The 26,367-nt window shown below is 45.2% G+C and carries 21 protein-coding genes, 1 pseudogene and 2 CRISPR repeat arrays; of the genes and pseudogenes, 15 read left to right on the top strand and 7 right to left on the bottom strand.

Annotation, left to right across the window (positions count from 1 at the left end; all coding sequences use genetic code 11):
- Window positions 1-89: 89 nt before the first annotated feature.
- From LACZS1_RS09220 to cas3, 9 genes and pseudogenes are all read left to right on the top strand, one after another.
- Window positions 90-374: an ArsR/SmtB family transcription factor gene (locus tag LACZS1_RS09220; protein WP_047105990.1), complete on the top strand. Its 285-nt coding sequence runs from the start codon at window positions 90-92 to the stop codon at window positions 372-374.
- Between the two features lie 49 nt (window positions 375-423).
- Window positions 424-1,053 (top strand): annotated as a pseudogene (locus LACZS1_RS09215) (glutathione S-transferase family protein).
- A 365-nt stretch (window positions 1,054-1,418) separates the two neighbouring features.
- A CRISPR array of direct repeats spans window positions 1,419-2,383; the repeat unit is 32 nt; unit sequence ATTTCAATTCACGCAGTCACGTAGACTGCGAC.
- A gap of 363 nt (window positions 2,384-2,746) precedes the next feature.
- Window positions 2,747-3,403 (top strand): CRISPR-associated protein Cas4, encoded by a 657-nt coding sequence (gene cas4 / locus LACZS1_RS09210; protein ID WP_070651724.1) that lies wholly within the window; start codon window positions 2,747-2,749, stop codon window positions 3,401-3,403.
- Window positions 3,403-4,434, top strand: a complete 1,032-nt coding sequence (gene cas1c / locus LACZS1_RS09205) for a type I-C CRISPR-associated endonuclease Cas1c (protein WP_070651726.1) — start codon at window positions 3,403-3,405, stop codon at window positions 4,432-4,434. The genes cas4 and cas1c overlap by 1 nt, the downstream gene beginning before the upstream one ends.
- Before the next feature lie 8 nt (window positions 4,435-4,442).
- Window positions 4,443-4,733 (top strand): CRISPR-associated endonuclease Cas2, encoded by a 291-nt coding sequence (gene cas2 / locus LACZS1_RS09200; protein ID WP_047105994.1) that lies wholly within the window; start codon window positions 4,443-4,445, stop codon window positions 4,731-4,733.
- Window positions 4,734-5,024: 291 nt separating this feature from the next.
- Window positions 5,025-5,753, top strand: coding sequence for a type I-C CRISPR-associated protein Cas5c (cas5c, locus tag LACZS1_RS09195; protein ID WP_070651728.1), 729 nt, complete (start codon window positions 5,025-5,027; stop codon window positions 5,751-5,753).
- The gene (gene cas8c, locus LACZS1_RS09190) at window positions 5,750-7,639 is read left to right on the top strand and encodes a type I-C CRISPR-associated protein Cas8c/Csd1 (protein WP_070651730.1); all 1,890 of its coding nucleotides are present in this window, start codon (window positions 5,750-5,752) and stop codon (window positions 7,637-7,639) included. The genes cas5c and cas8c overlap by 4 nt, the downstream gene beginning before the upstream one ends.
- A gap of 4 nt (window positions 7,640-7,643) precedes the next feature.
- Window positions 7,644-8,519 (top strand): type I-C CRISPR-associated protein Cas7/Csd2, encoded by an 876-nt coding sequence (cas7c, locus tag LACZS1_RS09185; protein ID WP_225358908.1) that lies wholly within the window; start codon window positions 7,644-7,646, stop codon window positions 8,517-8,519.
- Between the two features lie 4 nt (window positions 8,520-8,523).
- Window positions 8,524-10,974: a CRISPR-associated helicase Cas3' gene (gene cas3, locus LACZS1_RS09180; RefSeq protein ID WP_306402839.1), complete on the top strand. Its 2,451-nt coding sequence runs from the start codon at window positions 8,524-8,526 to the stop codon at window positions 10,972-10,974.
- 310 nt (window positions 10,975-11,284) lie between these two features.
- A CRISPR array of direct repeats spans window positions 11,285-12,046; the repeat unit is 32 nt; unit sequence GTCGCAGTCCACGTGACTGCGTGAATTGAAAT.
- Window positions 12,047-12,340: 294 nt separating this feature from the next.
- Here the strand turns inward: cas3 and LACZS1_RS09175 are convergent.
- From LACZS1_RS09175 to LACZS1_RS09150, 6 genes are all read right to left on the bottom strand, one after another.
- Window positions 12,341-13,087: an ATP-grasp domain-containing protein gene (locus tag LACZS1_RS09175; RefSeq protein WP_070651734.1), complete on the bottom strand. Its 747-nt coding sequence runs from the start codon at window positions 13,085-13,087 to the stop codon at window positions 12,341-12,343.
- On the bottom strand, window positions 13,084-13,989 hold the full coding sequence (locus LACZS1_RS09170; protein WP_070651736.1) for an ATP-grasp domain-containing protein: 906 nt from the start codon (window positions 13,987-13,989) through the stop codon (window positions 13,084-13,086). Before LACZS1_RS09170 ends, LACZS1_RS09175 begins: the two co-directional genes overlap by 4 nt.
- 141 nt (window positions 13,990-14,130) lie before the next feature.
- Window positions 14,131-14,739: a response regulator transcription factor gene (locus tag LACZS1_RS09165; protein ID WP_070651738.1), complete on the bottom strand. Its 609-nt coding sequence runs from the start codon at window positions 14,737-14,739 to the stop codon at window positions 14,131-14,133.
- Window positions 14,736-15,827 carry a sensor histidine kinase gene (locus tag LACZS1_RS09160; RefSeq protein ID WP_168165312.1) on the bottom strand — a complete coding sequence of 364 codons (1,092 nt, stop codon included), beginning with the start codon at window positions 15,825-15,827 and terminating at the stop codon, window positions 14,736-14,738. Before LACZS1_RS09160 ends, LACZS1_RS09165 begins: the two co-directional genes overlap by 4 nt.
- Window positions 15,828-15,843: 16 nt before the next feature.
- Complete coding sequence (locus LACZS1_RS09155; protein WP_070651741.1) at window positions 15,844-16,608, bottom strand: ABC transporter permease; 765 nt, start codon at window positions 16,606-16,608, stop codon at window positions 15,844-15,846.
- On the bottom strand, window positions 16,605-17,495 hold the full coding sequence (locus LACZS1_RS09150; RefSeq protein ID WP_070651743.1) for an ABC transporter ATP-binding protein: 891 nt from the start codon (window positions 17,493-17,495) through the stop codon (window positions 16,605-16,607). The genes LACZS1_RS09155 and LACZS1_RS09150 overlap by 4 nt, the downstream gene beginning before the upstream one ends.
- 198 nt (window positions 17,496-17,693) lie before the next feature.
- Between LACZS1_RS09150 and LACZS1_RS09145 the strand changes: the two genes are divergently transcribed.
- Genes LACZS1_RS09145 through LACZS1_RS09125 form a run of 5 tightly spaced genes read left to right on the top strand, consistent with a single transcriptional unit; the run spans window position 17,694 to window position 24,895 of the window.
- The gene (locus LACZS1_RS09145) at window positions 17,694-19,190 is read left to right on the top strand and encodes a hypothetical protein (protein ID WP_070651744.1); all 1,497 of its coding nucleotides are present in this window, start codon (window positions 17,694-17,696) and stop codon (window positions 19,188-19,190) included.
- Between the two features lie 11 nt (window positions 19,191-19,201).
- Complete coding sequence (locus tag LACZS1_RS09140; RefSeq protein WP_070651746.1) at window positions 19,202-20,221, top strand: hypothetical protein; 1,020 nt, start codon at window positions 19,202-19,204, stop codon at window positions 20,219-20,221.
- Window positions 20,218-23,340, top strand: a complete 3,123-nt coding sequence (locus tag LACZS1_RS09135) for an SbcC/MukB-like Walker B domain-containing protein (protein WP_070651748.1) — start codon at window positions 20,218-20,220, stop codon at window positions 23,338-23,340. Before LACZS1_RS09140 ends, LACZS1_RS09135 begins: the two co-directional genes overlap by 4 nt.
- 40 nt (window positions 23,341-23,380) lie before the next feature.
- The gene (locus LACZS1_RS09130) at window positions 23,381-24,193 is read left to right on the top strand and encodes a DUF2399 domain-containing protein (RefSeq protein ID WP_070651750.1); all 813 of its coding nucleotides are present in this window, start codon (window positions 23,381-23,383) and stop codon (window positions 24,191-24,193) included.
- Between the two features lie 48 nt (window positions 24,194-24,241).
- Window positions 24,242-24,895 (top strand): GNAT family N-acetyltransferase, encoded by a 654-nt coding sequence (locus LACZS1_RS09125; protein ID WP_047106010.1) that lies wholly within the window; start codon window positions 24,242-24,244, stop codon window positions 24,893-24,895.
- A gap of 165 nt (window positions 24,896-25,060) precedes the next feature.
- On the opposite strand, the gene LACZS1_RS09120 is transcribed toward LACZS1_RS09125, so the two are convergent.
- On the bottom strand, window positions 25,061-25,570 hold the full coding sequence (locus LACZS1_RS09120) for a hypothetical protein (RefSeq protein WP_070651751.1): 510 nt from the start codon (window positions 25,568-25,570) through the stop codon (window positions 25,061-25,063).
- Window positions 25,571-25,738: 168 nt separating this feature from the next.
- On the opposite strand from LACZS1_RS09120, the gene LACZS1_RS09115 reads away from it, so the two are divergent.
- Window positions 25,739-26,251 carry a hypothetical protein gene (locus LACZS1_RS09115; protein WP_070651753.1) on the top strand — a complete coding sequence of 171 codons (513 nt, stop codon included), beginning with the start codon at window positions 25,739-25,741 and terminating at the stop codon, window positions 26,249-26,251.
- The last annotated feature ends 116 nt before the right edge of the window (window positions 26,252-26,367 follow it).

Here is a 26,367-nt window from a genome sequence, read left to right as displayed (position 1 = left end):
GGTACTGACATTTTGACCCATTTATTTACGAATAAGATTGGTTTTGGCATCGTCTTGTTTTAATGGCGTTAAAGAACTATGCTAGTTTTATGGATATCGAACAACGAGATCAAAAAATAGCAGATATGTTTAAAGTTCTCGGTGAACCGCACCGCATTGAGATTTTGCGGATACTTTACCATGCAGGACGAGAGCTGACGTGCTCGGAGGTTAGTGCGCAGCTTAATTTGAGTAAGTCGACAGTCTCGTATCATTTTCGTGCCATGCGATTAGCGGGGTTAACACATACACGCCAAGTAGCCCAAACCAAGTATTTATCGATTAACGAGACAACTTTTGATCGGTTTTTACCAGGATTTTTGGCGACACTTTAATTTTTTGCCTTTTAATTCGATATTCATCGAATAAAAGGAGATGCACAATATGCTTAGGTTATTTTACGCATCAGGCACCAGTGCAATGGCGCCGCATATTTTGTTGACAGATGCTGGTATGGATTTTGAGACGGAAAAGGTCAACCTGGATCGCAAAACTTGGCGAGGCGGTGATTATAATCAGATCAATCCCAAGTCATATGTACCAACGTTGTAGATTTCGCCGACAAAATATTTGACTGAATGCGCTGTGATATTGGAGTATATAGCCTTAAAAGCTGAAGGTGATTATCGAAGCCAGGAGAACGTTATGGCTTACTGGCAGGAACGCATGTGGCTAAATTATATTGCGACAGAATTGCACAAGAATTTTATATCACCATTTCGCCGTGGTAATTGGTTGCCGAATACCGCGGATTCAAAAAAGTTGGTGTGGCAGCGCGTGGTACCGAGATTGCGGTATGTTGAGGAACGTCTTCAGGGGCCATGGTTGATGGGTAAACGGTTTTCGATGGCGGATCCGTATCTATTCGTCATGACTAACTGGATGCGACGGCTTGGCTTTTCGTTTGATGGGTTGCAAAAGCTACGGGCGTTTGACGAATCAATGCGTGAGCGGCCTAGTGTTGAAGAGGTACTCAGGGTTGAGGGCAAGCCGCATAGTGTCACGGATGGGTGAAAAAAGACTAACACTATATTAAAAATCGCAAGATATCTAAAGAAATTAACTGTATGAACTATTAACGATATGAGCTGTAGACAACTTTGATGACTGCTATTATCTTGTCGGTTTTAGCTTTATGGCGAAAGGATTTGTAGGTAAATTCAGCAGACATTCCAAGCAAATAAGCCAGCATGTGCCAGACTTCCAGTCGGGTTTCATGCTGGTTTTTTTGCGGAGAAAGTGCAGGCTTCAAGCAATAATTTTGCTTTGCGCATCCCATTTAATTGGAATGATTTAACCCCCATATGCTTCTTCAAAGGGCGTATTTTAGCTCATGTAATTATGAGGATTGCGACTTAATTGCCGCTATAATCAATCCTATTTCAATTCGCGCAGTCACGTAGACTGCGACAGATAACTTGCCGGTGATTCCGGAGGCAGTGGGTATTTCAATTCACGCAGTCACGTAGACTGCGACCTCCTTGCCCATCCGCAGATGTGCCTTTAGTTGCGATTTCAATTCACGCAGTCACGTAGACTGCGACAGTTAGCCGTTTGGAAGTGGTTAGACGAGTTTATATTTCAATTCACGCAGTCATGTAGACTGCGACGCGAGTCGATAAGATCAAACAATACATGGAGGCATTTCAATTCACGCAGTCACGTAGACTGCGACCCCTGGTTAGATCCCGAGGTTTGGCTGGCTAAGTACATTTCAATTCACGCAGTCACGTAGACTGCGACGAGACTAGTCAAAGTGATTGCGGCGGCGTATCCAGAGATTTCAATTCACGCAGTCACGTAGACTGCGACCCATTGCTTATAAAAGCGCTGCAATTCCACGGTATTTCAATTCACGCAGTCACGTAGACTGCGACGATAAGTGTCATTCAAATCACCTCTATTTCTTCTATTTCAATTCACGCAGTCACGTAGACTGCGACGACATCAATCATCCACAACCGCGGTTGTTTGCCTATTTCAATTCACGCAGTCACGTAGACTGCGACCCCAAGATACTGAAGCTTGTTATTGATGTCATCTGATTTCAATTCACGCAGTCACGTAGACTGCGACTCATCTGCCCTTAAACTGGTATGATTCAGCACGTATTTCAATTCACGCAGTCACGTAGACTGCGACACCAATGTATTTGCCACAGCTCAAAGATGAATGATTTCAATTCACGCAGTCACGTAGACTGCGACGAGGATGCCACGCCGTACATTGCCGATCACTTGGAAATTTCAATTCACGCAGTCACGTAGACTGCGACCGGAAAGTGCTAACTCAAAGCCCCGGAACATAACGGCATTTCAATTCACGCAGTCACGTAGACTGCGACCGCAACATAATGTGTTTCCTAACACATAACACGAATATGTTGTGGCTGGAACTATTTATAAAACACAAGAAAAGCAAAGAGCAAGTCAAATTGCGAAATATAGTTAACAACAGGAGTGCGAATGTACCGGCGATTTCATGTGTGCCCTACATTCGCACTCAGACCTTCATTGTCGAAAACATGTTGTTCTTCAATAACAATATACCATAGTACGTTAACGTATCTTCAATGCCTGCCTGATATGATCAACTAAATTTTGAAAAAGCTTTTGGCCACAAACTTGTAAGCGCTATATTTTTGACTTCTTATGCTGGTAATCAAAGACGATAGGTGAATTTAATAGCTGCTTTGGAGGTGACTCAATTGTATTATTCAGAAGAGGATTGGCTTTTAATATCCGGTATTCAGCATTTCGTTTTTTGCAAACGTCAATGGGCACTTATTCATATTGAACAAGCCTGGAAAGACAATGTACTTACATATGAAGGCACTCAACTCCATACGAATGCTGATGATGTAACCTTTAAGGAAAAACGTAAAGATTTATTAGTTGTTCGGGGATTACGTATCCATTCCGCGGAATTAGGTATTAGTGGCATTTGCGATGTTGTTGAGTTTAATAAGTCGCAAGATGGCGTGCAACTTAATGGTCGCAAGAGCCGCTATCAGCCGCTTGTCGTGGAATACAAGCACGGGCATCAGAAGCGGGATCTTTCCGATACTTTACAGCTGGTGCTAGAAACAATGTGTCTGGAGGAGATGCTCGGTGCCAATATTGATAAAGGAGATCTTTTTTACTTTAAGACGCGCCAACGCGAGACTGTCCTTATTTCAGAAGAGCTTCGAGAGTCTGCCAAAACAGTTTTGGCAGAGATGCATCAGTACTGGCAAAAAAGATATACCCCCAAAGTACGAATCACGGCAAAATGTAAAAGTTGCTCATTGGCTGACATTTGCCTGCCGGTTCTGAATAAGAAAAGATCGGCAGCCCGTTATATTGAGGAGAGGTTAAAAGACTAATGAAAACGATCCTAAACACCTTGTTTATTTCTGGAGATGATTCGTATATTTCTCTCGACGGCGGCAATGCGAGAGTGTCAGTTGAACATGTCGTAAAAGGGAAAGTGCCACTTGTCAATCTAGACGCTATTGTCGCATTTACTCGTTTGGGTGCCAGTCCTGCATTGCTAGCTGAATGCTTGCAAAGAAATATTCCTATAAGTTTTTTGACACCTTCAGGAAAGTTTCAAGGAACCGTTGTTGGTGCAGTGAATGGCAATGTTGTGCCTAGGGAGCAGCAGTATCGCATCTCTGATGATCAAAATGCTTCGATTCCGTTTGCCAGAAACTTTATCATAGGCAAGATTTTTAACCAAAGATGGATGGTCGAAAGATACTTGCGCGATCATAGCTTAGTTGTTGACGTAAATCAGCTTAAACAGCTCTCACAAGCGCTTCAAGAGGCTATTGAAAAGCTACGTGAAGTCGACAGTCTGGCCGAGGTACGAGGTATTGAAGGAAATGCAGCGGCAAATTATTTTGGAGCCTTTGACAGTTTTATCCTGAAAAAGAGTACGGTTTTTACATTTAACGAACGCTCAAGAAGACCACCTATGAATGCCACTAATGCTTTGTTGTCATTCGCCTATTCTCTATTGGCTAATGAATGCGCCTCGGCCTTAATCACCGCTGGTTTAGATCCATATGTAGGTTTTCTCCATCAAGATCGCCCAGGAAGGCAATCCTTGGCATTAGACTTGATGGAAGAACTAAGAGGCGTGTACGCAGATCGGTTTGTTTTAAAAATGATCAATAAGCAGATTTTAACCAAAACCGATTTTTTATATCAAGAAAGCGGTGCGGTTTTTCTGAACGAAGAGGGAAGAAAGAAGTTTCTAAATCAGTGGGCAAAGAAAAAGACAGAGAAATTAACCCATCCCTTCATTAACGAGCCAATCATTTGGGGGATGGTGCCAATGATTCAAGCAATCTTACTAGCTAGAACCATTCGCGGTGATTTAGATGCCTATCCGCCGTTTCTGTGGAAATGAGGTGCAGAATGTTAATTGTGGTTGCTTATGACATCTCAGTTAAAGATCAAAAAGGAGCCAAAAGGTTAGCGAGAGTTGCAAAGATATGCTCACGCTATGGGCAGCGCGTTCAGAACTCGGTCTTTGAATGTCTGATCGATCAACTAACCTTTGTCAAACTGAAAACAGAATTAACAAAAGTAATTGTCGAAAAGACTGACAGTTTGCGTTTCTACAACTTAGGGGATCACTACAAGAATAAGGTAACGCATATAGGGACGAAAGAAGTGCTCGATTTGACTGATGCGTTGATATTTTAACTTGCAATGGCGGTGGGCAATGCGCTACTTTGTTAATGAAGGGAATGCTCTTCATCGTGGATTGGTTACCGAAGCTAAACAGCAATCTGCGCGAATTGAAATGGTTGTTCTTTCTGGTAAGAAAGGGAGAGAGATCTCCTGACCAGAATTTTTAAAATATTCGGTTGTTCTTTTTGGTCATGCGTGATATTCTATCTTTGTAGAAAGGAGGCGATACTTCAGCCAAACTCTTGCAAGCGCTATCAATAAATTGGAACATCAACATTGGTTTATGAATTTGGAGGTGATGAAATGTCAACACAGAATTTTACGTTTGAGGTTTGGGGTGAGAACGCTCTTTTTACCGACCCTCTAACGAAGAGCGGTGAAAAGATGACTTACCAGGTGCCGACATATCAGGCGTTAGTCGGTATTGCTTCGTCAATTTATTGGAAACCAACATTTGTTTTCATAATTGATAAAGTGCGGATCATGAACGAAATTCGCATTGAATCAAAAGCTATGCGACCATTTGACAAGAACCTTTCTCTGAGTAAGAATACGCTCGCTTACTATGCCTATTTGCATAAAGTCCGCTATCAGGTCGAGTGCCATATAGAGTGGAATTTACAACGTCCGGAACTGGTCGATGATCGCAATATCAAAAAGCACGCCGCAATTTTTAACCGGGCTTTAAAGGCTGGTGGCCGTCGAGATATTTTCTTAGGAACTCGAGAATGCCAAGGCTATGTCAAGCCGGTCACTTTTGGTGAAGGGGCAGGACATTACGATGACACTGATCGTCAGTTCGGCGTCATGGTACACGGATACAACTATCCCGATGAAACAGGTGATCCAATGTTGTCGGTTCGCTTGTGGGCAGCGAAGATGGAGAAGGGGGTCATTCATTTCCCACGTCCCGAGGCATGCACAATGGTTCAACCAATCAGAAAGATCAAGCAGTATACATGGCAGCATCCTGATACGATACAGACGGCGGATGCTCTGTACGCAGAAATGTTTGGAGGTGGCAGTCGATGACAGTTTTTCAAGAGTTGGTAAAAGTTTATGATGCCAATGAAGCGGCTGCCGGAAAGTTTGATCCAGCTGCTGGGTACACGCTCCTGCCACTTGGACATGTTTCAGTCAAGGTTGAGATTGAAGTGGCAATTGATCAACAAGGGAATTTTTTGGCAGCACGAGCATTGCCAAAGGATGAGCAACTGACGGTCATTCCAGCAACCATTGATGCGGCTACTCGTGCGAGCAATCCCGAAGCGTTTCCATTGCATGATAAGGTCAAGTATTGTGCCGGTGACTTGCTTCAATATGCCAAGACGGCAAAGAATAAACGAGACTTTGAAACCGCCCATCAAAAATATCTAGATTTATTAACTATGTGGGCAAGTGATCCGCAAACACCACCTGAGATCGGCACGATCTTGAAATATATTCAAAAAAATCGCCTAGTCAGTGACCTAGCTGCATCGCTTTCAGATAAGAAACTCATCCAAAAGGTCGAAAAAGGTGAGCCTTTTGTGAGATTTAGGGTAGATAATCCTGGACAACAACCGCCTTGGCGCGACATTAATTTGTTTAAAGCATGGACTGAGTTCTACCTTGCAGAGCAAAAGGCCGAAAATGATGATTTAGGAATTGACTATATTACGGGCGATAAAGTGCCTACCACCAAAAAGATTGAGAAAAACGTTAATGCCTTGGCCAGTAATGCAAAACTTATTTCTGCCAACGACAACGCTAATTTCTCATATCGTGGTATTTTCCTGAATGACGATTTCTATTCTGTAGGGTATGCTCAATCGCAGAAAATGACCCATGCATTAAAGTGGCTCATACAGAGACAAGGCATTCATCAGGATTCGCGCGTATTCCTTTTTTGGACTAACGATCGCAACAACGAAACCATCAGTGACGCTGTTTCGACAATAACGCGTGGCAGACCTCTCAGCCAGCGGCGACTGCGGTTAATTGAAAAAGAGAAGAAAAGTCTTGAAAAAGTTTCTGATACAGGTCAGGAAGTTGCCTATAACTATCGTCGACGGTTAAAGGGTATGCTGGGTGACATTGAGATTGGCGATAATCATCCTGTCAATGTTCTTTTTCTTGACGCTGCCACAACAGGCCGCATGAGTGTCACTTATTATGATTTATTACAGACCGATGTTTTGAAAGCTAACTTAGAGCGGTGGGGGAACCAAGCTGCGTTTATTCGTTACTTTGGCGGAGAACAGCGGATTGTCATTCCTAATTTTTCTCAAGTTCTTCGCGCTGCTTATAGCACTGGGCATACAGGCGAACGCTTCAACACTGTAGCAAAACGCGCTATGACCAGATTGATGGTTGCCGTGATTCATGGCCGATCTGTGCCATCGGAAACCTTTAATGCCATATACAGGCATGTGCGACACCCAAAAAGTTATGACCATTTCACTGATTGGTATCGCGATCTTATCTATTTTTCTGCAGTTCAAAATTATAATTCAAAAGGGGCGACGGGTATGAGTCTTGATAAGAACAATCACGACCGATCTTATGTATACGGTCGGCTGCTTTCGGTAGCTGATGCGGTAGAACGTACGGCACTTTATCAGCTGAAAGCACAAGGAGCAAATCAATCAGATAGGGAAACAACCGCTTTGAGGTTCTTTACCAACTTTTCTGAACGTCCGGCTACAACATGGAAGCGAGTTTGGTTGGCAGTTGTACGATCTTATCTAAATCGTTTAAGTGGTGGTTCAAGGACTTTTTTCCTACATCAAATTGATGAAATCACTAATTTGATACCGCCGGAGGAATTTGCAAGTGACGAACCACTTTCCACAATGTTTCTTTCAGGATTTTCAGCACAAAACGAGGCAAATCACATGAAGACAACCAAACAAGGAGGAGATACAAATGACAAGTAACCCTTTGGATCATAAAATTGATTTTTCTGTTGTGATTGGCGTTAAAAACGCAAATCCAAATGGTGATCCGCTTGATGCCAATCGGCCACGGGTTAATGCTGATGGACTAGGCGAGATCAGCGATGTAGCCATTAAGCGCAAGATCCGTAATCGTTGGCAGGACATGGGGCTCCCTACTCTGGTACAACAACAGGATCGCATTACCGATGGTGTCACTAACATTCGGGATCGGGTAAAAATGAGTCAGGCAGTCAATGATGTTTTGGCCGAAAAACCAGACAAGGAGCCAAATTGGCGGGAAAAGTTTATTCAAGCAGCGACACAAAGTTGGCTTGACGTCAGAGCATTCGGGCAAGTGATGCCATTCAAAAAAGGGTTGAATGATGGTTTAGACGGGGTTTCTATTCCTGTGAGAGGCCCCGTTACCGTCCAAGCAGCCTATTCCATTCGCCCAATTACTGTAAAAGAAGAACAGATCACCAAGTCGATTAACTTAGAACCAGGGGATACAAAAGGCTCAGATACGATGGGTACCAAGGCTATGGTGCCGTTTGGGGTTTATAAGTTTAATGGCAGTATCAATGTTGAACAGGCCGAACGAACTGGTTTTACAGAAGATGATGCCGAAGCATTGAAAAAAGCTTTAGAGACTCTGTTCGTCAATGATGCTTCGGCTGCCCGCCCTGAAGGATCAATGGTCGTACTAAAAGTAGTTTGGTGGGATCATGATTCCAAGCTGGGTAAATTGCCTCCATACCAGGTTCATGAAGCAACACAAGTTTCATACGGAGAAGATGCGTCAAGCTTTGCCCAAGTATCAATTAAAGTGAACGACCCTCATGTAGATGGCCTGCATGTTCAGGAAATTCAAGGGTATTAGTACTATGACAAGGCCGACTTTTATTGCTCACTGTACTGACGACAATCGATTTCAATCAGTGCACGATCATCTTTGGGCAGTCAAAAATCTCTGTGAAACTTATGCTGAGCCACTTCATCTATCACATGTGGCAGGATTAGCGGGATGGCTACACGATGCTGGCAAATATGCCCAAACCTTTCAGGACTACATTAACAAATCGCACGATGGTGATCCTAATACACACCCTGGGCAGGTCAATCATGCTTTTGCCGGTGCCAGACTTTTGGGAGCTTTTTTAAACCAAAATTTTGATGACGATGCGATTTATCTTAGTGAATTGATCGAAAATGTTGTCATGGCGCATCACAATGCAGGAGGGCCCTATGACTATGTGACGCCAACCTCTGGCGAGTCACCATTCCTACAGAGACAATCTCAAAAAATCAAAGACTGGACTATCTCAGAAATTAAGCAACACTTTTTTGAGGATTTTTCGCAAGCCTCTTTCGAAGCCTATCTGGATGAAGCAATCCACGAGATCTCGCTGATTCCCCCAGAACAACAAGAAAGTCAGGAAAACTTTTATCTGCGGTATATCGCTAGCTGCTTAATTGATGCCGATCACCTGGAAACAGGTGATTTTATGGTTGGTAAAACAACGCAGCAGAAATCCCCAAGTGCTTCATTAGACACATTATGCAGAATAAATGAAGAGAAAGCTGCGGTACAGGCGAAACAGAATGCAACAGATACCACAAGCGGGCAGGGGATGATCAATCGGCTTCGAGGTGAAATGTCGCAATATTGTTTAGCTGCTGGCCAAGCTGATCAGGGCATTTATAGCTTAAGTGTTCCGACTGGTGGCGGGAAAACGCTAGCAGGCTTGCGATTCGCTCTTAATCAGTGCGTGACGCATCATTTAGATCGCATTGTTATTGTCTCGCCTCATACGACGATCATTGAACAAAACACGCGTGCTATTCGTCAGAGGCTTGATATTGATCCGAGTGATCGATCAACGGTACTGGAATATCATTCCGCAATCGGGGACGACCAAGTTGAACAGGATGACCCTAAAAATGACCGATACTACTATACACGAGATACTTGGGATGCTCCTATTATTATGACAACGCAGGTAGCGTATTTAAATGCGCTATATGGTAGAGGAAGCAAAAACCTTAGGCATATGCATCGTATGATCAATAGCGTGGTTATTTTTGATGAGATTCAAAGCATGCCTACCAAGACAGTTGAAATGAACAATGTTGCTATGAATTGGTTGGCACATGAAGGCAAGTCTACGTTGTTACTTTGTACGGCAACACAGCCGGCATTGAGTCACGATGTTTTACCAATCGGAATTGATGCGCCAAAGGAAATAATTCCCGACATTCCCAGTGTAGAAACAGCGTTCAAAAGAACCGAGCTAGTTGATCATACTGCGAAAATGTGGGAACTAGATGATTTAATGAATGGTTTGAAGTCTGAGCTGACACGTGTTTCAAGTGTTCTTGCGGTTATGAATACTAAAAAGGCGGCGCGTCAGGCTTTCCAGCAGTTTAATGAGTTAAATCTGGATGTGAAAGGGTACCACCTGTCAACTGCGATGTGTGCTGCCCACCGTAAAAAGGTTATTAAGGCAATTCGTGAAAACCTGAAGAACCAAGTGCCACTTGTTGTGTTCTCGACACAGTTGATTGAAGCGGGTGTTGATCTTAGCTTTGGCTCAGTTTTTCGGTCATTGGCCGGCATTGACAGTGTCATTCAAGCTGCTGGTCGGTGTAATCGAAACCACGAGACCAAAATTGGTCGGGTGCACTTGATGCGATTGGATTCAGAGATTGAAAACATCAGCCACGGTTTGAATGATATTTCTGCAGGTGCTCATATTACCAAGACGTTGTTAAATCTTTATCCCCATGTTGATCCACTTTCAGCGAAAATTGTGTCCCAATATTTTCAACGTTACTATCAAGATCGTGGTGCTCAATTAAACTACCCTGAGACAATAGATCACCAGAGGCTGAGCCTTCTCTCACTGATTTATGGTCAAAATGCTGAATCCGATCCGTTGATAAACAAGCACGGGGTTGACGCGTATGAGCAAAAACATGGGCATCGTGTTTATAGCGATCTCTTACATGTTTCTGCTCCTCAGAGTGTAACGAGACTGTTTGATCCAATCAACTCGAATACCATCCCAATTCTTGTTCAATGGGGACAAGGAAAAGAGATTGTCGGAAAAATTTTAAGCGGTCAGACACCCCTCGAAGAACTTTACCGACTATTAAAACAGGCTCAACAGTACGTCGTTCAAGTATTTGGTGATCAGCGTACTAGCGAAAACTTGGTTAAAAACGGTGTTGCACGTTTCGATGAGCATACGGGATTATGGATAGCCAGAGAAAGTCAATATGACGAAGATTTTGGATTGGATACAACGGACAAGGCCATGAACTATTTTGTATAATTAACAATCTTAAGTTGAAATTTAGATAACTTGATTTGTTGTCGAAGTTTCAAGGACAGGGTAATCTGAAGTGAGCGGTATTCAGTTGAATTGAAAACTGCTTTCTGGTGACAAGATGATTTCTAGCATCACTTTTTGTAATGCCTTCCTTTGGTGCGAATGGTAGGTAAACATATAAACCCGGGGAGATTCGCACCAGATTTATATCTGAAAGTACCGTGTTGACGTTTTATCTAGACTTTTGATGTGTATAGTTAAGCACCAGCCGCAAGATGTTGTGATCTTTAGGCTTTTTGTGCAATATCTTGCGGTCGCAGTCCACGTGACTGCGTGAATTGAAATGTATGAGAATATACCGACGCATTTGAATTGGTACGTCGCAGTCCACGTGACTGCGTGAATTGAAATCCATCGTATCATATGACCTAGCAAAAGGTAAAGCGTCGCAGTCCACGTGACTGCGTGAATTGAAATAAAAAGCCGCGAATGGTAGTTTGCTTTCTTATCAAGTCGCAGTCCACGTGACTGCGTGAATTGAAATTAGGAGTAGCAAGGATGCTGCTGATGCAACAAAGGTCGCAGTCCACGTGACTGCGTGAATTGAAATAGCTGATTCGCAACTTTCCGACTTTTTCAGCAGCGGTCGCAGTCCACGTGACTGCGTGAATTGAAATTTTCTGTTTTGTCGAGTGGTAAGATAAAATGCCTGTCGCAGTCCACGTGACTGCGTGAATTGAAATCAGCCTTGTCTTTTAAAGTAGATCAGCATCAATGGTCGCAGTCCACGTGACTGCGTGAATTGAAATAGCAATGTAGCGTGCATTAGCGCCCTGGTATTTGCGTCGCAGTCCACGTGACTGCGTGAATTGAAATACTGCATGACTATCGAACACAAGTGTTTGGTTGTGTCGCAGTCCACGTGACTGCGTGAATTGAAATACGATAATTTAGACAAGATGCTGCTGGTACTTTTGTCGCAGTCCACGTGACTGCGTGAATTGAAATGAAAAGACTAGCACGGCGCTCGGTAAGGTTAATGCGTCGTAGTCCATGTGACTGCGTTATTTGAATTTCTTATGATCTTAAGGTTGGTGGAGCACAATTTTTAGTCCACATGGCTACATGAATTACAACTCGCGACTGTCTGAACCAAAGCAACGTTGCAGTTAGCGTTTTGATAACTACCTGCAGCGTAGTCCTCGTAATTGAGTGCCTCGAGAATAACAACAATACTCAATAACGGTGATTTTAAAAATGGCCTCTTCCAATAACAGGGAAAAGGCCATTTTATTATATTGAACATTGAATTACATATCGACCATGATTAACATCTGTAAATCAACAATCTCACAGGAAAATACGCCGTTCATTCGTGCACTTTGACAGTTTGATGATCTTGAAAATATGAGTGGGTTATCTCTCTCCAGCGTGTTTCATGAAAGACGGCTGCCTGATAAGGGTTAAGACCATATGTGCCAAGGGAGAAACCGTCGTTTGCCTCAACGACTAAAGTACGATTATCTGCTGTAACACCAATATCAATGGAACACGCGCTTGGAGCTTCTTTCCAAGTCGCCACGGCAGCATCGATGATTGTGGGATCATATTGAACATGATAGTCACCCTTATAGGGGCGAACATCTAACACATGATGATTTAAAATAAAGCAGCGCCATTCGCGTACAAAGTGGACAGGTTCACTTATCCAAATGGGGTAGTCGTAGGTAACATTGAGACCAATTAAATCTTTTTGAGTTCGAACAACTCTACCTTCAAATAATTTTGTGTCAGCTATTGGTTTAATAAAAACATTCCAATTTGTTTTGCTTTCAAAAATTTGACTGATAGTTCCAGACTCAATTTTCCGACCGTAAAATTTCTGCAATTGATTAGGGTAATCAATTGGGCAAACCTTAATATTCATGAGGTTAAAGATGTGTTGCATTTGAAAGACATAATCTACAATGATGTCTTGAGAAGCAAGCTCACCAATTTCATCAAAGTTATTGTACTGGATGATTTCTTCTCCGCGAAGATAAAATCCCGTTAAGAGCGTAAATGGCGATACCGAAAAATCGGTGGGAGGCTCTACCTTACGAACGTATACTATCACTGTAATCTATCTCCTTGCTCAAGGCCAATTTTCTGAAACCACTGGTGATAAAATTTTCTCGTGTCATAATCTTGCAATCCAGAAACCTGGCCGTCACCAATTTTCACTATGATTAAAGTGCCATCCGTTTTCCTAGCAAAATCAATCGTGAAAAAAGGAGACCGAATTCTTTGACCACTCTCACGAACGAAGATCAGGTCACCATCACCTAAACTATTAAAGTTGTGATGCCAATAATCAATCATTGCAAATGGTTCTGAATGCCAATAAAAAACGCGATATTCTTCGTAAATTGGTGTCTCGTTTTTGAGATGCACACCGGTTTGTACGAAAGGCACAAACTCTCGGATGACAATGCCACCGACCAAATTTTCAGCTTGGCGTTGAATGAAGTTATGGATGATTGCTAATGCCTGATAATGATTTTGAGGATTCGGAATGTAAAATGCCGAATACCATTCATGCTTTCTGCTTTTGACAAAATCCTTGACAGTGACAGGACCATTGAATTGATCCAACAGTTTAATCAGTGCATTGTCAGTTAGATCGGTTGTCCATGCAGATTTTAGTGTATTTGCATGATGTGCCCAGTTAGGAAGAAGATGTGTCATTTGGTAGGCTTCTTTATTTGTGAGCAAGCTTGCATTGGCACTTTCAACCAAAGTTTGCAGTAGAGCATAATTTTCGGGCGTGAGCATCCATCCGCGGTAAATGACGATCGTTGATGATGGAAACTTTTTATTTAATTTTAGTTTCCCTTCCCCAAGCAACAAATCAAGATCAAACACACGGACATGTGTGAAATCGCCAGCAACCTGGTATTCTTCTGCATAGTCTGGGTCGGGCTCTCTTGGCTTTAATGGATTACTTGGAAACATTAAAGTTAAATTTCTTGGATTCATGGGTAAAGTCCTCGTTGTTTGGGTGTCAAAACAAGCTGCTATAGACAGCTTTTTTCTGGATGGACTATTGGTTCACCTAATGATAGTTAAAACGATGTCTATCGGCAAAACTATTTGTCATCAATTGCAACGCCAGCAACCCTAAGCCAACCACTTATTCCGCTTTGCCATCTCCACCGCCTCAATCCGATTATGTACTCCGAGCTTACTAAAAATGGCCGAGAGATAGTTACGAACGGTACCTTCAGATAGAAACAACGACGCAGCGATTTGTTTAGATGACAACCCGCTAGCAACCTCCGCTAAAACTGCCAGTTCGCGGTCGGTGAGGGGATTGCTTTCGGCCGTGACCATGTTTGTCACCAGCTCTGGTGCGTAAATCGTCTGGCCGGTCATTACTTTGCGGATGACGGCGATCAAATCGTCACTTGGGCTATCTTTTAAAAGATAACCATTCACTTTAGCCGCAACGGCGCGCTCAAAATAGGCCTTTTGCGCAAAAGTGGTTAAAATAATGACTTTCGTTGGCAAGTCACTCTCATGAATTTTATCGGCGACATCAAGTCCGGTTAGTTTGGGCATTTCGATGTCTAAAATGGCAACGTCAGGTTTGAGCCGCTGGATATCTTGCCATGCCGTTGCACCGTCTCCAGCACTTCCAAGCACGTGCAGATCATCCTCTAAGTCCAATAACTGGGTGAGTGCCGAGTTTAACATGCTTTGATCTTCCGCAAGATATAACGTAATCATGAGACTTGTTGCTCCTTTGGTAGTGTCAGTGTGACAAGGGTACCTTGTCGAGTGTGGGTGATTGTAAAGGTACCGTTCACTTCATTCATTCTTTGCTGCATGCCGCTGATACCATTTGATCCAGCACGAGCATAATTATTTTTAGATCGGCCGTCATCTTGAATGTTGACGATATAGGCGCTTGGCGTTTGTTCGAAGGTAATCTCAACTTGATGGGCATGCGCATGGCGTATCACATTCGTAATGGCTTCGGAAATGACCGGACTTAGATGAATCTGCACCTTGGTTGGCCATTCTGTGGCGGCATTTTCGCCGTCCGTCAGCAAAACCACATTGGCTTCCGCAAGATTTTTTCCTTGCGTTAACATCATCTCACTTAGCGACTGTTGGTGCAGGTCATTGACGATAGAACGAACCAGCTGCAAATCATGACGACTGGTTTGGGCAATGTCGTCCAGTTCCGGTCCGACGCGCTCAGGTGCCTTGTCCAGCAGCTTTTTGGCGAGCTCTGCCTTAAGGGTCATCATCGAAAAGCTCTGGCCGAGGGTGTCGTGCAAATCGCGGGCAATCCGCTCGCGCTCACCGCGGCGAACGATGGCTTGCAGCCGCCGATTTGTTTGCCGAAGTTGGCGTTGGCGGATAATGGATCGTGAGGCGGTATAGGCAAAGATTGGGGAGACAAGCGGGAAAACAAGATTGAGTAGGTTACCATTTGAGATGTTTAAAGTACCCGGATGGACCAGATTGGCGCGCCATAGACCCACGAGAATAATGAGGTAGAAGGCTGTAGCGAACCAGTGAAAATATTTTCGTGGGTACCTAGCTAAAATAAAGGACACTTGCCAACCGGGATAAATAATCATGTAATCGTTGAAGGCGAAGATGGCAAATAAACCGGTGATCGCCAGCTCCAGCGGAATGGTGACGGGTAACCACCGGTCGATTTCGTTTACCAAAATGTAGACGACTAGAAACACCACGCCCAAGCCGAGCCAAATCCAGTCAGTGACCGATTTTGTCGGAACATATTGAGCCATGATATACGGCAAATAGACCAGCCAAATATAGCTGGTCCATTCAAGATTCATTAACCATGACCGAAGATTATGCTTCACCCAAAGCCACGCCCTTCCGTTGTTCATGTTTTGTCATGACAACCACCAGCAAACTGCCGAGTACAAACCAAATGGCAATCCCGACTAGATTTGTTAAGTCTACTGTAGCACGTGAGGTCACCTGATTTAAGAGATTATTCACGAAGTAAGTCGGTGTCTCTTTGCCGATGGTTTGCAACCATTTCGGCAGCAGGCTGATCGGCCACCATAAGCCGCTGATAATGGCCATGGGAAAAGTGAGTAAGTTACTGGCCAGGCTGAGCATTTCTTCGCGCCGAATATGGGACAACGCAATGCCAATCATCAGGATAGGTAATTGACCGACCAAAATAATGCCAAGGAAGCCTAACCACTGACTAGCATCAAGACTGACATTGTTAACGCCAATCGCAATGCCGCCTAGGACAATCACCGAAAGCAGGCTCATCATCAGCATCCAGAATGTGATTGAGACGTAATAGGGGACCATACCTTTAGGCGATAATCTTAAAAATGTCGTGAATCCTTTGTCGCGATCGCGTTTCAAGATGGACGCAATGCTGAAGAGTGCTTCGAGGAGAATGCTAAAGACAATCATTTGATTCATATAACTAATATTAAATTGTTTAATTGCCACAGCGGATCCGCTGATCATGACTTTGGTATAAAGCAGATAGAATCCTGCTGGCATCAAGAGTGAAAAGAAAATAAACGAAAAGTTGCGGAAAACCAGGCGCTTGCCGTCAAAGGCCACTTGAGCTAAGAATGTTTTCATGATTGTGCGACCTCCTGTTTGGTTAACTGTAGGAAAATGTCTTCAAGCGATTCGCGATTCAGGCTGATCTGATGCAGCCGATCGAGCATCGGTACGAGCGCTTTAAGTGTTTGATCACCGTTGCGACTGTGAATGACCAGTTTGTCACCCATGCTGTGGACCTGGTCAACGTCAGTCAGTCCGCTAAAAATAGCCGGTTGCAGATCGGTTTCACAAGTAATTGTGGCGCCCAGATATTGTTTTTGAAGCTGTTGTAAGGTGCCATCGAACGTAAAGCGGCCATTTTGCAAGATCAATAAGCGATCGGCAATTTGCTGAATTTCTTCAAGGTAGTGACTAGTAATGACGATGGTCTTGCCTTGTTGCCGCAGTTGTTCAACTTGATCCCAAAAGGTTTTTCGAACATTCGCGTCCATGCCGACAGTCGGTTCGTCTAGGAACAGCAGATCAGGTTGGCCGATTAACGCAACAGCAAAGGTGACACGGCGCAGTTGGCCACCGGAGAGATTACCGAGACGCCAGGTCTTGAGTTGCGTTAGGTTCAGATCGGCAAGCAAGCTGTCTGGGTCAAGCGCATGCTCAGTCTGTTCAGCGGCAAGTTTTAACATATCGCCGACAGTAATGCCAGGGATGACCATATCGCCTTGAAGCATCGAGCCAATTCGGGCCTTGCTATTGGGGTCACCGGGCTTTTTGTCAAAAACGCTGACGGCACCTTTGCCCGACAAAAGGCCTAACAAAATGTTCAGTAGCGTCGTTTTACCAGCACCGTTGACGCCGATCAACCCGATGATTTCACCGCTGTGTACGGTTAAGTTAATGTCTTTTAAAACCTGGTTCTTGTCATAGTTAAATTTTAGATGTTCTGTTTGAATGATTGTGGTCATGTCGTCCACCTCCACAACTGATACTACGTGACTATGGGATTGGGTAGTAGTCGCGAATGTCATGAAAGTGGTGTGACAAATGTCATGTTTTGCGAAAAGTCTGACAGTCTGCTGGATGTGGGCGCTATTGTGCGAGGCATTCTTCTTGTATAATGGAAGGCATCAGACAGTGGTATGTACATAGAAAGGAACCATCTTATGGCAGCAACCTTATCAGCACCTTTGCGGCAGTTATTATTGGCAACTCAATTAGGTTTGAGCGTGCATCATCCGCTTGCCGGGTGGTTCGTGTTGACGATTCTTTACCGCGATGCCGGCAGTAGCAGTGAACCCGTTACGTTAAGTTACCTGGCACGAAAATATAACAACGATTATCTGGACACAAGCGGCGGCGAAACGCCGATTGCCGATGATGTTTTGAAGAAAGTGCTCGATGTGCTGGTCACGCAAGCCGGTTTGGTCGAGATGAATCCGCGAAAAGTGCGTGCCCGCATGCACAATGGCAGCTACCATATTATTCAATCCTATGTTTATCGGATTACCAGCAGTGGCATTGAATATTTGAAAATGATGCAAAAAGTCATTGACGCTGAAACAACGATTACCGCTAACACAAATCGGATTCAGGAATATGTTGATTTGGTGGCGAAACTGAGTGTACCAGTACGTTCAGGCGCTGACACGCAGCTTTACAACGATTTTCAAAACATGCTGAATGCATACGATGATGTCATGAAAGGTATCCATAAACTTGAGGATGACCTTGATGAATTAGCCAATGATATTGCCTTCAATCACGGTAGTCAGGCGGCGAGCCATTTGCAGCAGATGTTGCGTCACAAGGCAATCCCCGCTTATCAGCAGATGCTGAATCAGGCCTCACGGATTCAAGGCTTAGCAAATGACGCAACTTTTGCCGATCAGATTGCCCATTCGCAACAAGGCAGTGATGATCTTGATGCTGCTCAGGCGGTTGGCCGTCAAGAAGCGTTAGTGATGCGGCTGCAACGGACCAAACAATGGGCGCAGGCACAGATGACCAGATTAGCGCTCAGCATGAGTCCGACTGCCACGGCGATTGACAGTAGTCTGGATTCAATTTATTTAGTGTTTAATACGTTACTGGGCATTGTTCACTTATTGAGTCAGGAGTTTGAACATGCCAAGCGCCAAACCATTGACATCAAGGCGCTGTCCAAAAAGTTAGATGGTTTGCTGGTCCACTATCAACAGCTTCACATTCCGGCGCAGGTGCCACGGCACTTACCGGCGGATCGCGAGGTAGAAGATCCGGGCGATTTGCTTGATGCTTCAACAATGGGACCGGTCAGCTACTTGGCGAATCCGACCCGCAAGCAGCCAGCCAGCGAAACCGATAATCCGGATGTCACCGATGATGCACCCATCGAACAGGCGCAGGTGGCAGGGTTACGCGAATTTCGCCAAACGTTGATGGTTGATGATCGTCACGGTCGCGTGGACCATGATTTGACGTTGCAGACCGTCACGGCGCGAGATGAGATTATCAAGTTATTTGCAGCGACTTATCACGAAGACCTGACAGGTTTTGCCCCATTCGGTCGTCCCGCCAAAACGGTGAATGCTTTGCCAGACACGCCGCCATTACAAGTGCAGGTGGCCGGAGAAGATTATGCGGTCGTGTTGCCGTGTGGTTTTAAGTTTACGTTTGCTTGAGGAGGGCATTTATGGCCAGAATTACCAAGTTAGACCAGCTTGTCATCAATGAACTGCTGGATCATGGCGTGTTCACAACGACGCCTTTACCCGCTGCGACCCAAATCAGTCGCGCTGCCATTAGTGAACTCAAAAAGCCGTCCGTGCAGCAACGACTCAGTTACTATTTTAAAAATATGTTCGGGGCAACGCCGGAGAATTTTCAAGAGAATCTTTTCTTCATGATTGGTAAGGAAGAACTTTCGCCAGAAGTCGTGCATGTGCTTTTGGCAACCGTGAAAACGATCATCAATGAACCGGAATTACAGAGCAATTTGGAAGATCGTGCCATTCCTACGCAAAAAATCGTCCGTCAGGTGCACAGTGAAGTGACTGAGCTTGACGAACGCGAATTACTGCGCTGCATTGACGCACTGTTTGTGAAACGTTTTGGGCTGTTCACGCCGGATCGACTTGAGGAAGGCGCGGAAAATGTCCCTGCCGAAATCGATGATTACTGGGAGATCCATCCCAACTTTAACGAATTTGCCCAAAACCTGATCGATTTTCTGACTAATGAACAAACGCAACCGGTCTTGAGCGATGTTCAAAAGGTTAATCGAGTGTTGTTGACGGAACAATTCATGAGTCCCAAAACGACGCCGCAACTTTGGCCTGTCCTAGTGGCGCACAAAGAAACCATTGCTGAACAGTGGACTCAAGGCGGCCGTTTCGTTTTAGAGGTGGGAGATCAATATGCGTTATTGCTGGATCAACAACGGCAGCCCAGTGTTGCGAAGCCTTATCTTGCCGCGTTAGTTGTCGCCCATCAACTGGGGGCAGGTGTGGCCGCCGATGACTTAACTGGCTTAATCAAAACCGTGACGGCCGAACTTTTTCCAGGCTTCACGATTCAACCGAGTCAGGTAAAGGCCGCCTTACTTGAAAATGATTTAATGCGTGCTCAGGATGATTACTGGGTGCCAACGCCAATTGTGGCGCGATTTGCGGTGACGCAGGATGAAGAAAGCAAAGAAGGGGCTAAATCTTGACGCAACAATTAGTGCCAGTCAGTTATCATTTGCGTAATTTTAATAAGTACGCCAAGTTGGACATGCAAGCAGCCGAAAATGGCAATCTGACCTTGATCGGTGAAAATGCGGTCGGCAAAACGACGCTTGCCAACTGTTTCTTTCCGATGTTGATTGATGGTGCCATTACGACGCCATCGTTTAACCCGGCAAAGAACACGGAGAAGGTTTCGCAGAGTGCGAGTGTCCGCAATAGCAGTCGGGATACGCGGACTTTTGAATCGATGTTGCTCGGCTGGGGTCCGGGCGCCATGAAAGTGCGGACAGGTTATAGTTATGTTTTGATGCGCTCGAATCAGCGTCAGGTTATCTTAGGCCTTGGGGCGACGCGGGTGCAAGATGATCCGCGTAAGCCAACTTGGTGGTTTATTGTTATCGCGCCGAACCCGACTGATGCGTTAGAGCTTCACACAACGGATGCTGAAGGGAAAAGTCTCGATAAAAACCAATTCAAAGCTGCGAACGCCGCGATGGGTGACCAATTGCACGTGTTTGATCGGCCGGAAGATTATCGAGAATTTGCGGCAACGCGGATTTATGGCTTCAGCGACGGCAAAGTACTAGGCCGTCTAGCAAATGCTTATCGCCTATTAGCCTCGCCAACGTTGACGTCCGGCAATGAAAAGTTCGCGCCGATTCTTGCGGCGTTAAAAGACGCCCAGGAAGGTATCGATGATATGGTGATTCGCCGGGTGGCCGACAGTCAGCGGCAGGTGAATACGTATCGTGGACTGTTAAAACGAATCAGCGAAGGCCAGCGGCGGTTGAAGAAAATGAAATCGCACATCTTTTGGTATAATCTGAACCATCTTCAAGAGATTTTATTGGCGCCATATAGTCAGCGGTTTGCCCGCAATGCCGCCAACCAGGAAAAATTGACCCATACGCAACAGGAAGTACAAGCTTATTCCGCACAATTGGCTGATTTAAATCAAGCAGTAACGGAAATAACGGAGCAGGTTGAGCAGTTGCGCAATGAAAAAGCCGAGCAGGATCAGCTGATTAAGCGCCGGGCGCAATATGAGCAACAGATTAAAACCAGCCAAGCTGAATTAGATCGTTATCGCGAGACACAGCAAAAAGTCGCAACATTACAGCAGCAGCTGGCAACCTTGGCCATCAAACATGACCGGATTAAACAACAGCTAGCCGATCACACACAAACCAATCTTTCTCCGATCAGAGTCAAATTACTTGCCCTGACCAGCACCTTGAACAATTTTTCTCAGGTGATGCAGGCTGATGACTGGCAGGATATTGAAGCAGAGCTCGGACATTACATCCATCAAGTGTCAGCGGCAAAAGTTCAGTACGATGGGATAGAGGAGACGATCAATCGCCTCAGCGCCGACGTGGGTATTACCAAGCAGATGCAAGCCAAAATGGGAACCGCGATTGATACGCGAGTACAGGGGTTTGGTAGCGGCCGGGTTCATGATGGTTTGCAGGAAGACAACCGGACCATTCATGAAGCAGGCGCGGCGCAAATGAACACGCAATATCAGCCTTTGCGTGACCAACAGTCAGCAATCCTGAAAAAGCAGCCGGATTTGGCTGTGATTTTGAAAGATCCAACGATTCTGTCCCAGTTGAAGGATCTGCACAAACAGCTCAAACCGCTGGTGCAGACTTTGCTTCGCATGCAATCGCTGTTAACCGCTAATGAAAGCGAGCAAAAAGCGCAGCAAAGCAACCTTAATACTTGGTTAGACTTCTTTGATCCCGATTTTGACGAGGATGAGTTGGCGCAAACCATCGCGCGGCTCAAGGCTGAACAGGCAGCTTTGAAAATTGATCCGGAACTGCCAAAACGTTTGGGCGCGGCAGTTACCAAGCAAAGAAAGTTAACCCAACAGTTGCAAAGCGTGGAAACCGAAATTGCTACTAGGCAAGGGGTCATCAATACTTTGACTGGTACAATTAAAGCAGACACGGCGCAATTAGCTAAAGAGGGGACAGATGCTGCAGGAAAGCTTAAAACGTTGAGGCCGTATTTTCCAGAGGACGTTCACCTTACTGCCATTGATGAGCTGTTGGCCTTTGCCACGAGCAATCGCGCCAAAATTCGCAGCAGCAGTTATAGCGATATCAGCGCGCAGATTGGCAACCTGATTCACCGGCATGACGGTCATGGTGAGGATCAAAATGCACTTGACGCACTTTTTGCCGATCGCGGTTTTCCTGCCGAGGCAAGTGCGATGCGTCAACAGCGTTCGGTTGCCAATAATGGTTTGACCGTGGTGGCGTTTGACGTTAACAAGGCACTGAAACTTTTAGATGATGATCATGCCGCGGTGGAAAAAGCCTTGGCTGAAGAACAAAGCGGCAATGACATGGCTTATACGACATTTGTCCAAGCGGCAACAGCTGCCATCAGTGCGCAGTACAATGTCATCACGACTTACAACCAGATTCTTGCGGCTGGTGCCGGCCATCAACACATCAAACTGAAAGTCCGGTTGACGCCGATCAAAGGGATCGCCCCTGAAGCCATCGAAGAAGCCTGTGATCCGCAGCGCCAACGGCGGCCACATCTTGAAGCGTTGGTGAAACAGCGCCTCGATCAACTTGCTAACAACACCGAGGTTTCGAATGACGATGACGCGTTCTTTGCTGCTGCGCGGGAGTTGCTCGATACGCGCGAATGGTCTGATTTTGAGGTATTGATTCGACGGCGTCAAAGCGGCGAAAACGATTTTGAAGTCGTTGACGATAAATTTGTCCAGTCCGGCGGTTCAGGCGCGGAAAAGGCGCAGGCGATGGTATTGCCACTTTTGCTGGTGCCAAAAATGGTTCTGCAGCGTTCCAATCGCGCCGATGCCCCGCATTTGGTCATGTTTGACGAGTTTGCCGATAAACTCGATCCGGAAACGGCTAAATCTTTTGCCGAAACGATTGTTAATTTCGGCTTCAGCTTTATTGCCACCATGCCAAGTGGCGCGCAAAACAAGCTTTTGGCAGACGGCGTTGACAACATTGTGTGGGACGTCATGGCCTCACCGCAGCAAGGCGACGGCCGCTTCCATTTGAATCGCGTTCAGCAGAACTTTATTTGGAAAAAGGATGCCGATAATGATTGAGTCATGGATTAGTTAGATAGATAAGAGGGGGATAGCAAGGATGAGTCGTTACAGCGATGCTTTTGAAAGCCAGACAGGACAAGTGGCACCGGAAAAAGCTGCGCAACTGGATCAACTGTTTGATCAAATTGCGCGGGGGAAAGCCTTACCGCCTCGTGGACAACAGGCAGTCGCGCTGGGATTAACCGCTCATACCTTGAACGATCCGCACGAAGATCCGCCGCTTTTTGCCTATTATCGCTGGGTCATGACTCATTGCTTTCAGTCCGGCCAAGTCAATGAACTGACGGCGCGCCTCATCGGAATGGCGTTTACCTCGGCCAATATTTTTGCGACCAACCTGCCTCAGCCGCTGACATTGAATCCTTGGCAGCTCAAACCAATGCTCGACTTTCCGTTAAAAAACACGCAGGCAGTAGTGATTGAAAACAATGGCGTCTTCGCGTTGCTGCATCAGGAATATCCGGATTGGCCACTGATTTTGCAATCCGGCAATGACTTCAATGATGTTTATGTTCAGCTTATTCAACGCCTCGAAGACCGCGGCATGCGTTTTGCCTATCTAGGCGATCTCGACAGCAAAGGCGTTCAAATGGCTGATCAATTCGCGCGATTGCTAAAACAGACCGCTGCAGAAGACGTGGCGGCTTTGCAGACACCTAAAGATGTTCGCATCTGGCTGGCCGATATGGGGAGAAAAGATCCGCATCGCACCAGGCAACTAAAGGTCGTGACGCCTGTCTATCAGGCTGAGATGACAACGATCAGGTTATTTGGAAAGTTTGTTGAGCAGGAACAGCTAATGGGGATTTATGAAAAGCGGATTGGGGAGTGGCTTGACGCGGGAAAGTAAGGTACCGAGATTGATTGATGGAAGATGTTTACAAAATGGGGAGGAACGATGGTCGCATACACAATTAAAAATTATCAACCGGAAATGCTGGAAAGCTGGTTGCGATGTCGCGCACTGGCATATATGCGTAGTTCGTTTCAAGACGAGATTACCGCCGAAAAGGAAACTGTTTCGAATGACATAGGTGTTTCACTTGTCGCAATTAAGGATCAACAAGTTATTGGTATTGCAGAGGCTATCTTTTTGGATCAAGGCCAAGCAAGAGCAGCCTCTTATGGTCTTCCTGAAGGGACAGTCCTGACCACACTTGATACCCTTGCAGTGCACCCTGATTATCAACATATTGGGATCGCTAAAGCCTTGCTGAAGCAATTGCGCGGACGATTAAAGATGCGTGGTGGAGTTTTGTTAATTTATACGCTTGATGATGAAGCGGCCAATGGGTTGTACCAGGCAATTGGCGCAAGACTTTGTTATCAAGCATCAATTGTTCATGGTCACAGTTCCAAGAATCATGTACCTGAATGGACTCATTTCCGTGTCACCAATGATCAGCAGGTAGCTGTTTACGATGAACACGATCACGAGATTGCATACGGTCAGGACATGGAGACATATTATGTCGGTAAGTCTGAAAACATCAAACAGTTGACAGATGTTCACAAAGTTGTAACCGAAAATGTCTATACTCTGGAACTCTGATCAGTCTTGCTTTAAATTTACCAAGTAAGGGTTGTAGTTCTTTGAAAGATTTTGAAACGGTGATAGTTTTGTCAGTGTGCTTATTACAAGTGTGCTGGCATTTTTAGTTATCTCGCAAAAGAGGTGACACGGTGTCACCCCACGCTTCAAAATTTGAAACTGTCATTAATAAATGCCGCGAAAATACTTAATGTTGCGAATCCATTCCCGCTTAATATATGGGAAAACGCACTGCACGTAAGAATTTTTACTCTGCGGGCCCCAGCCGTTCGTCAAAAGCCAATGTTCATCGAATAACTTCTCCCAGTCATGATCATTACCAGAAAGATTGTCGGAAAAATTGCTATGACCTAGCGGGATGTGCCACGCATCAAAATCACTTGCTAGAACAAGGTGGCTGGGAATATCGACGATTAACTGCACTGACGCAGCGCGCCGATCATTGAAGCCGCGATATTGGTCCTCCTCGTGAAGTGGATGAATCCAGCCCCAGAGCAACGCATTATCAGGATTTAGCGGCATTCGGCGAAGTTCAAACTGATGGCGCATCCATTCATAAGGTTCCCGAAAATCGCTAAGATCGGGCTCATGCCAGACCTCGCGGGAACGCGGAGTGGTTAGCATGTTACCCGGTTGTTTGATAAAAGAGCGGCGTTGCATCGTTCGAATAAGCATGTTTTCCTCCAACAATTAGGGCAGTTTGCCCAACGCCTCGTAGCTAATATTCCATTATCCATTTAAAAATTTTCGCTAGCTATGTTAACAGAAATGACGCTTTTAGCAAAATCTATTATTAACACACTAGCTGACAAACAATGGTCAGTTGAAACTGGGGAGGCGCCAATGACTAGGAAAAAGCTTAAAAAGTTGGGTTCCGATGAACGCTTCACATTTCAGGCAACTTATGCCGGCATTGGGATGAAGCGAACGATGCGCGGGAAAATCAATACGCGTTTTTTGCCAACAATCTTGTTTGAACACGTCATGCTTGGTGATCAAGAGGTCACAGATCATCTTTGGCTCAATTATACGAAAAAGTTTGCCGAATTGGGACTTTTGACCAAAGGCGAGATTATTCAATTCAATGCGCGTGTGCATCGGTATAAAAAAGGCTATGCGGAGGCAAAGGTCACAGATTACGGTTTACAACGGCCAACCAAAGTATCGATTATCAAAAGCCTGACAGAAGATCGCGCTAAATTACCGCCGTTACCCGATGAGAAGAATGCCTTGATCGGGCTTATTATGAAAACCAATAAGGACACTTATCTCAAAAGCGGTCGCGGATTTGACCAGTGGTATGTCGATCAATATGAAGCGTGGTTGCGGACGGAAAGCAACTTGACCAAGTACTGATCTTTTGCCGAAAATCAGTCAAAGTACGAATCCTTAAAAGAAAAGCAGCCGCAATTTTGGTAATATGGTATTTATTGAGTCAACAACAAGCCAAGTAGAAATTGTGAGGAACGTTA

The organism is Lacticaseibacillus zeae subsp. silagei (assembly GCF_030770335.1).
In the GTDB taxonomy this organism is placed as follows: Bacteria; Bacillota; Bacilli; order Lactobacillales; family Lactobacillaceae; genus Lacticaseibacillus; species Lacticaseibacillus zeae.
Note: the sequence above shows the minus strand (reverse complement) of the source record. Positions and strands in the feature narration are given on the sequence as shown.

Bases quoted from the DNA above. Each gene is read 5' to 3' on its own strand.
- LACZS1_RS09220 (WP_047105990.1), top strand. From the start codon at position 90: ATGGATATCGAACAACGAGATCAAAAAATAGCAGATATGTTTAAAGTT.
- cas1c (WP_070651726.1), top strand. From the start codon at position 3,403: ATGAAAACGATCCTAAACACCTTGTTTATTTCTGGAGATGATTCGTAT.
- cas2 (WP_047105994.1), top strand. From the start codon at position 4,443: ATGTTAATTGTGGTTGCTTATGACATCTCAGTTAAAGATCAAAAAGGA.
- cas5c (WP_070651728.1), top strand. From the start codon at position 5,025: ATGTCAACACAGAATTTTACGTTTGAGGTTTGGGGTGAGAACGCTCTT.
- cas8c (WP_070651730.1), top strand. From the start codon at position 5,750: ATGACAGTTTTTCAAGAGTTGGTAAAAGTTTATGATGCCAATGAAGCG.
- cas3 (WP_306402839.1), top strand. From the start codon at position 8,524: ATGACAAGGCCGACTTTTATTGCTCACTGTACTGACGACAATCGATTT.
- LACZS1_RS09170 (WP_070651736.1), bottom strand. From the start codon at position 13,989: ATGAATCCAAGAAATTTAACTTTAATGTTTCCAAGTAATCCATTAAAG.
- LACZS1_RS09165 (WP_070651738.1), bottom strand. From the start codon at position 14,739: ATGATTACGTTATATCTTGCGGAAGATCAAAGCATGTTAAACTCGGCA.
- LACZS1_RS09160 (WP_168165312.1), bottom strand. From the start codon at position 15,827: ATGAATCTTGAATGGACCAGCTATATTTGGCTGGTCTATTTGCCGTAT.
- LACZS1_RS09155 (WP_070651741.1), bottom strand. From the start codon at position 16,608: ATGAAAACATTCTTAGCTCAAGTGGCCTTTGACGGCAAGCGCCTGGTT.
- LACZS1_RS09150 (WP_070651743.1), bottom strand. From the start codon at position 17,495: ATGACCACAATCATTCAAACAGAACATCTAAAATTTAACTATGACAAG.
- LACZS1_RS09145 (WP_070651744.1), top strand. From the start codon at position 17,694: ATGGCAGCAACCTTATCAGCACCTTTGCGGCAGTTATTATTGGCAACT.
- LACZS1_RS09140 (WP_070651746.1), top strand. From the start codon at position 19,202: ATGGCCAGAATTACCAAGTTAGACCAGCTTGTCATCAATGAACTGCTG.
- LACZS1_RS09130 (WP_070651750.1), top strand. From the start codon at position 23,381: ATGAGTCGTTACAGCGATGCTTTTGAAAGCCAGACAGGACAAGTGGCA.
- LACZS1_RS09125 (WP_047106010.1), top strand. From the start codon at position 24,242: ATGGTCGCATACACAATTAAAAATTATCAACCGGAAATGCTGGAAAGC.
- LACZS1_RS09120 (WP_070651751.1), bottom strand. From the start codon at position 25,570: ATGCTTATTCGAACGATGCAACGCCGCTCTTTTATCAAACAACCGGGT.
- LACZS1_RS09115 (WP_070651753.1), top strand. From the start codon at position 25,739: ATGACTAGGAAAAAGCTTAAAAAGTTGGGTTCCGATGAACGCTTCACA.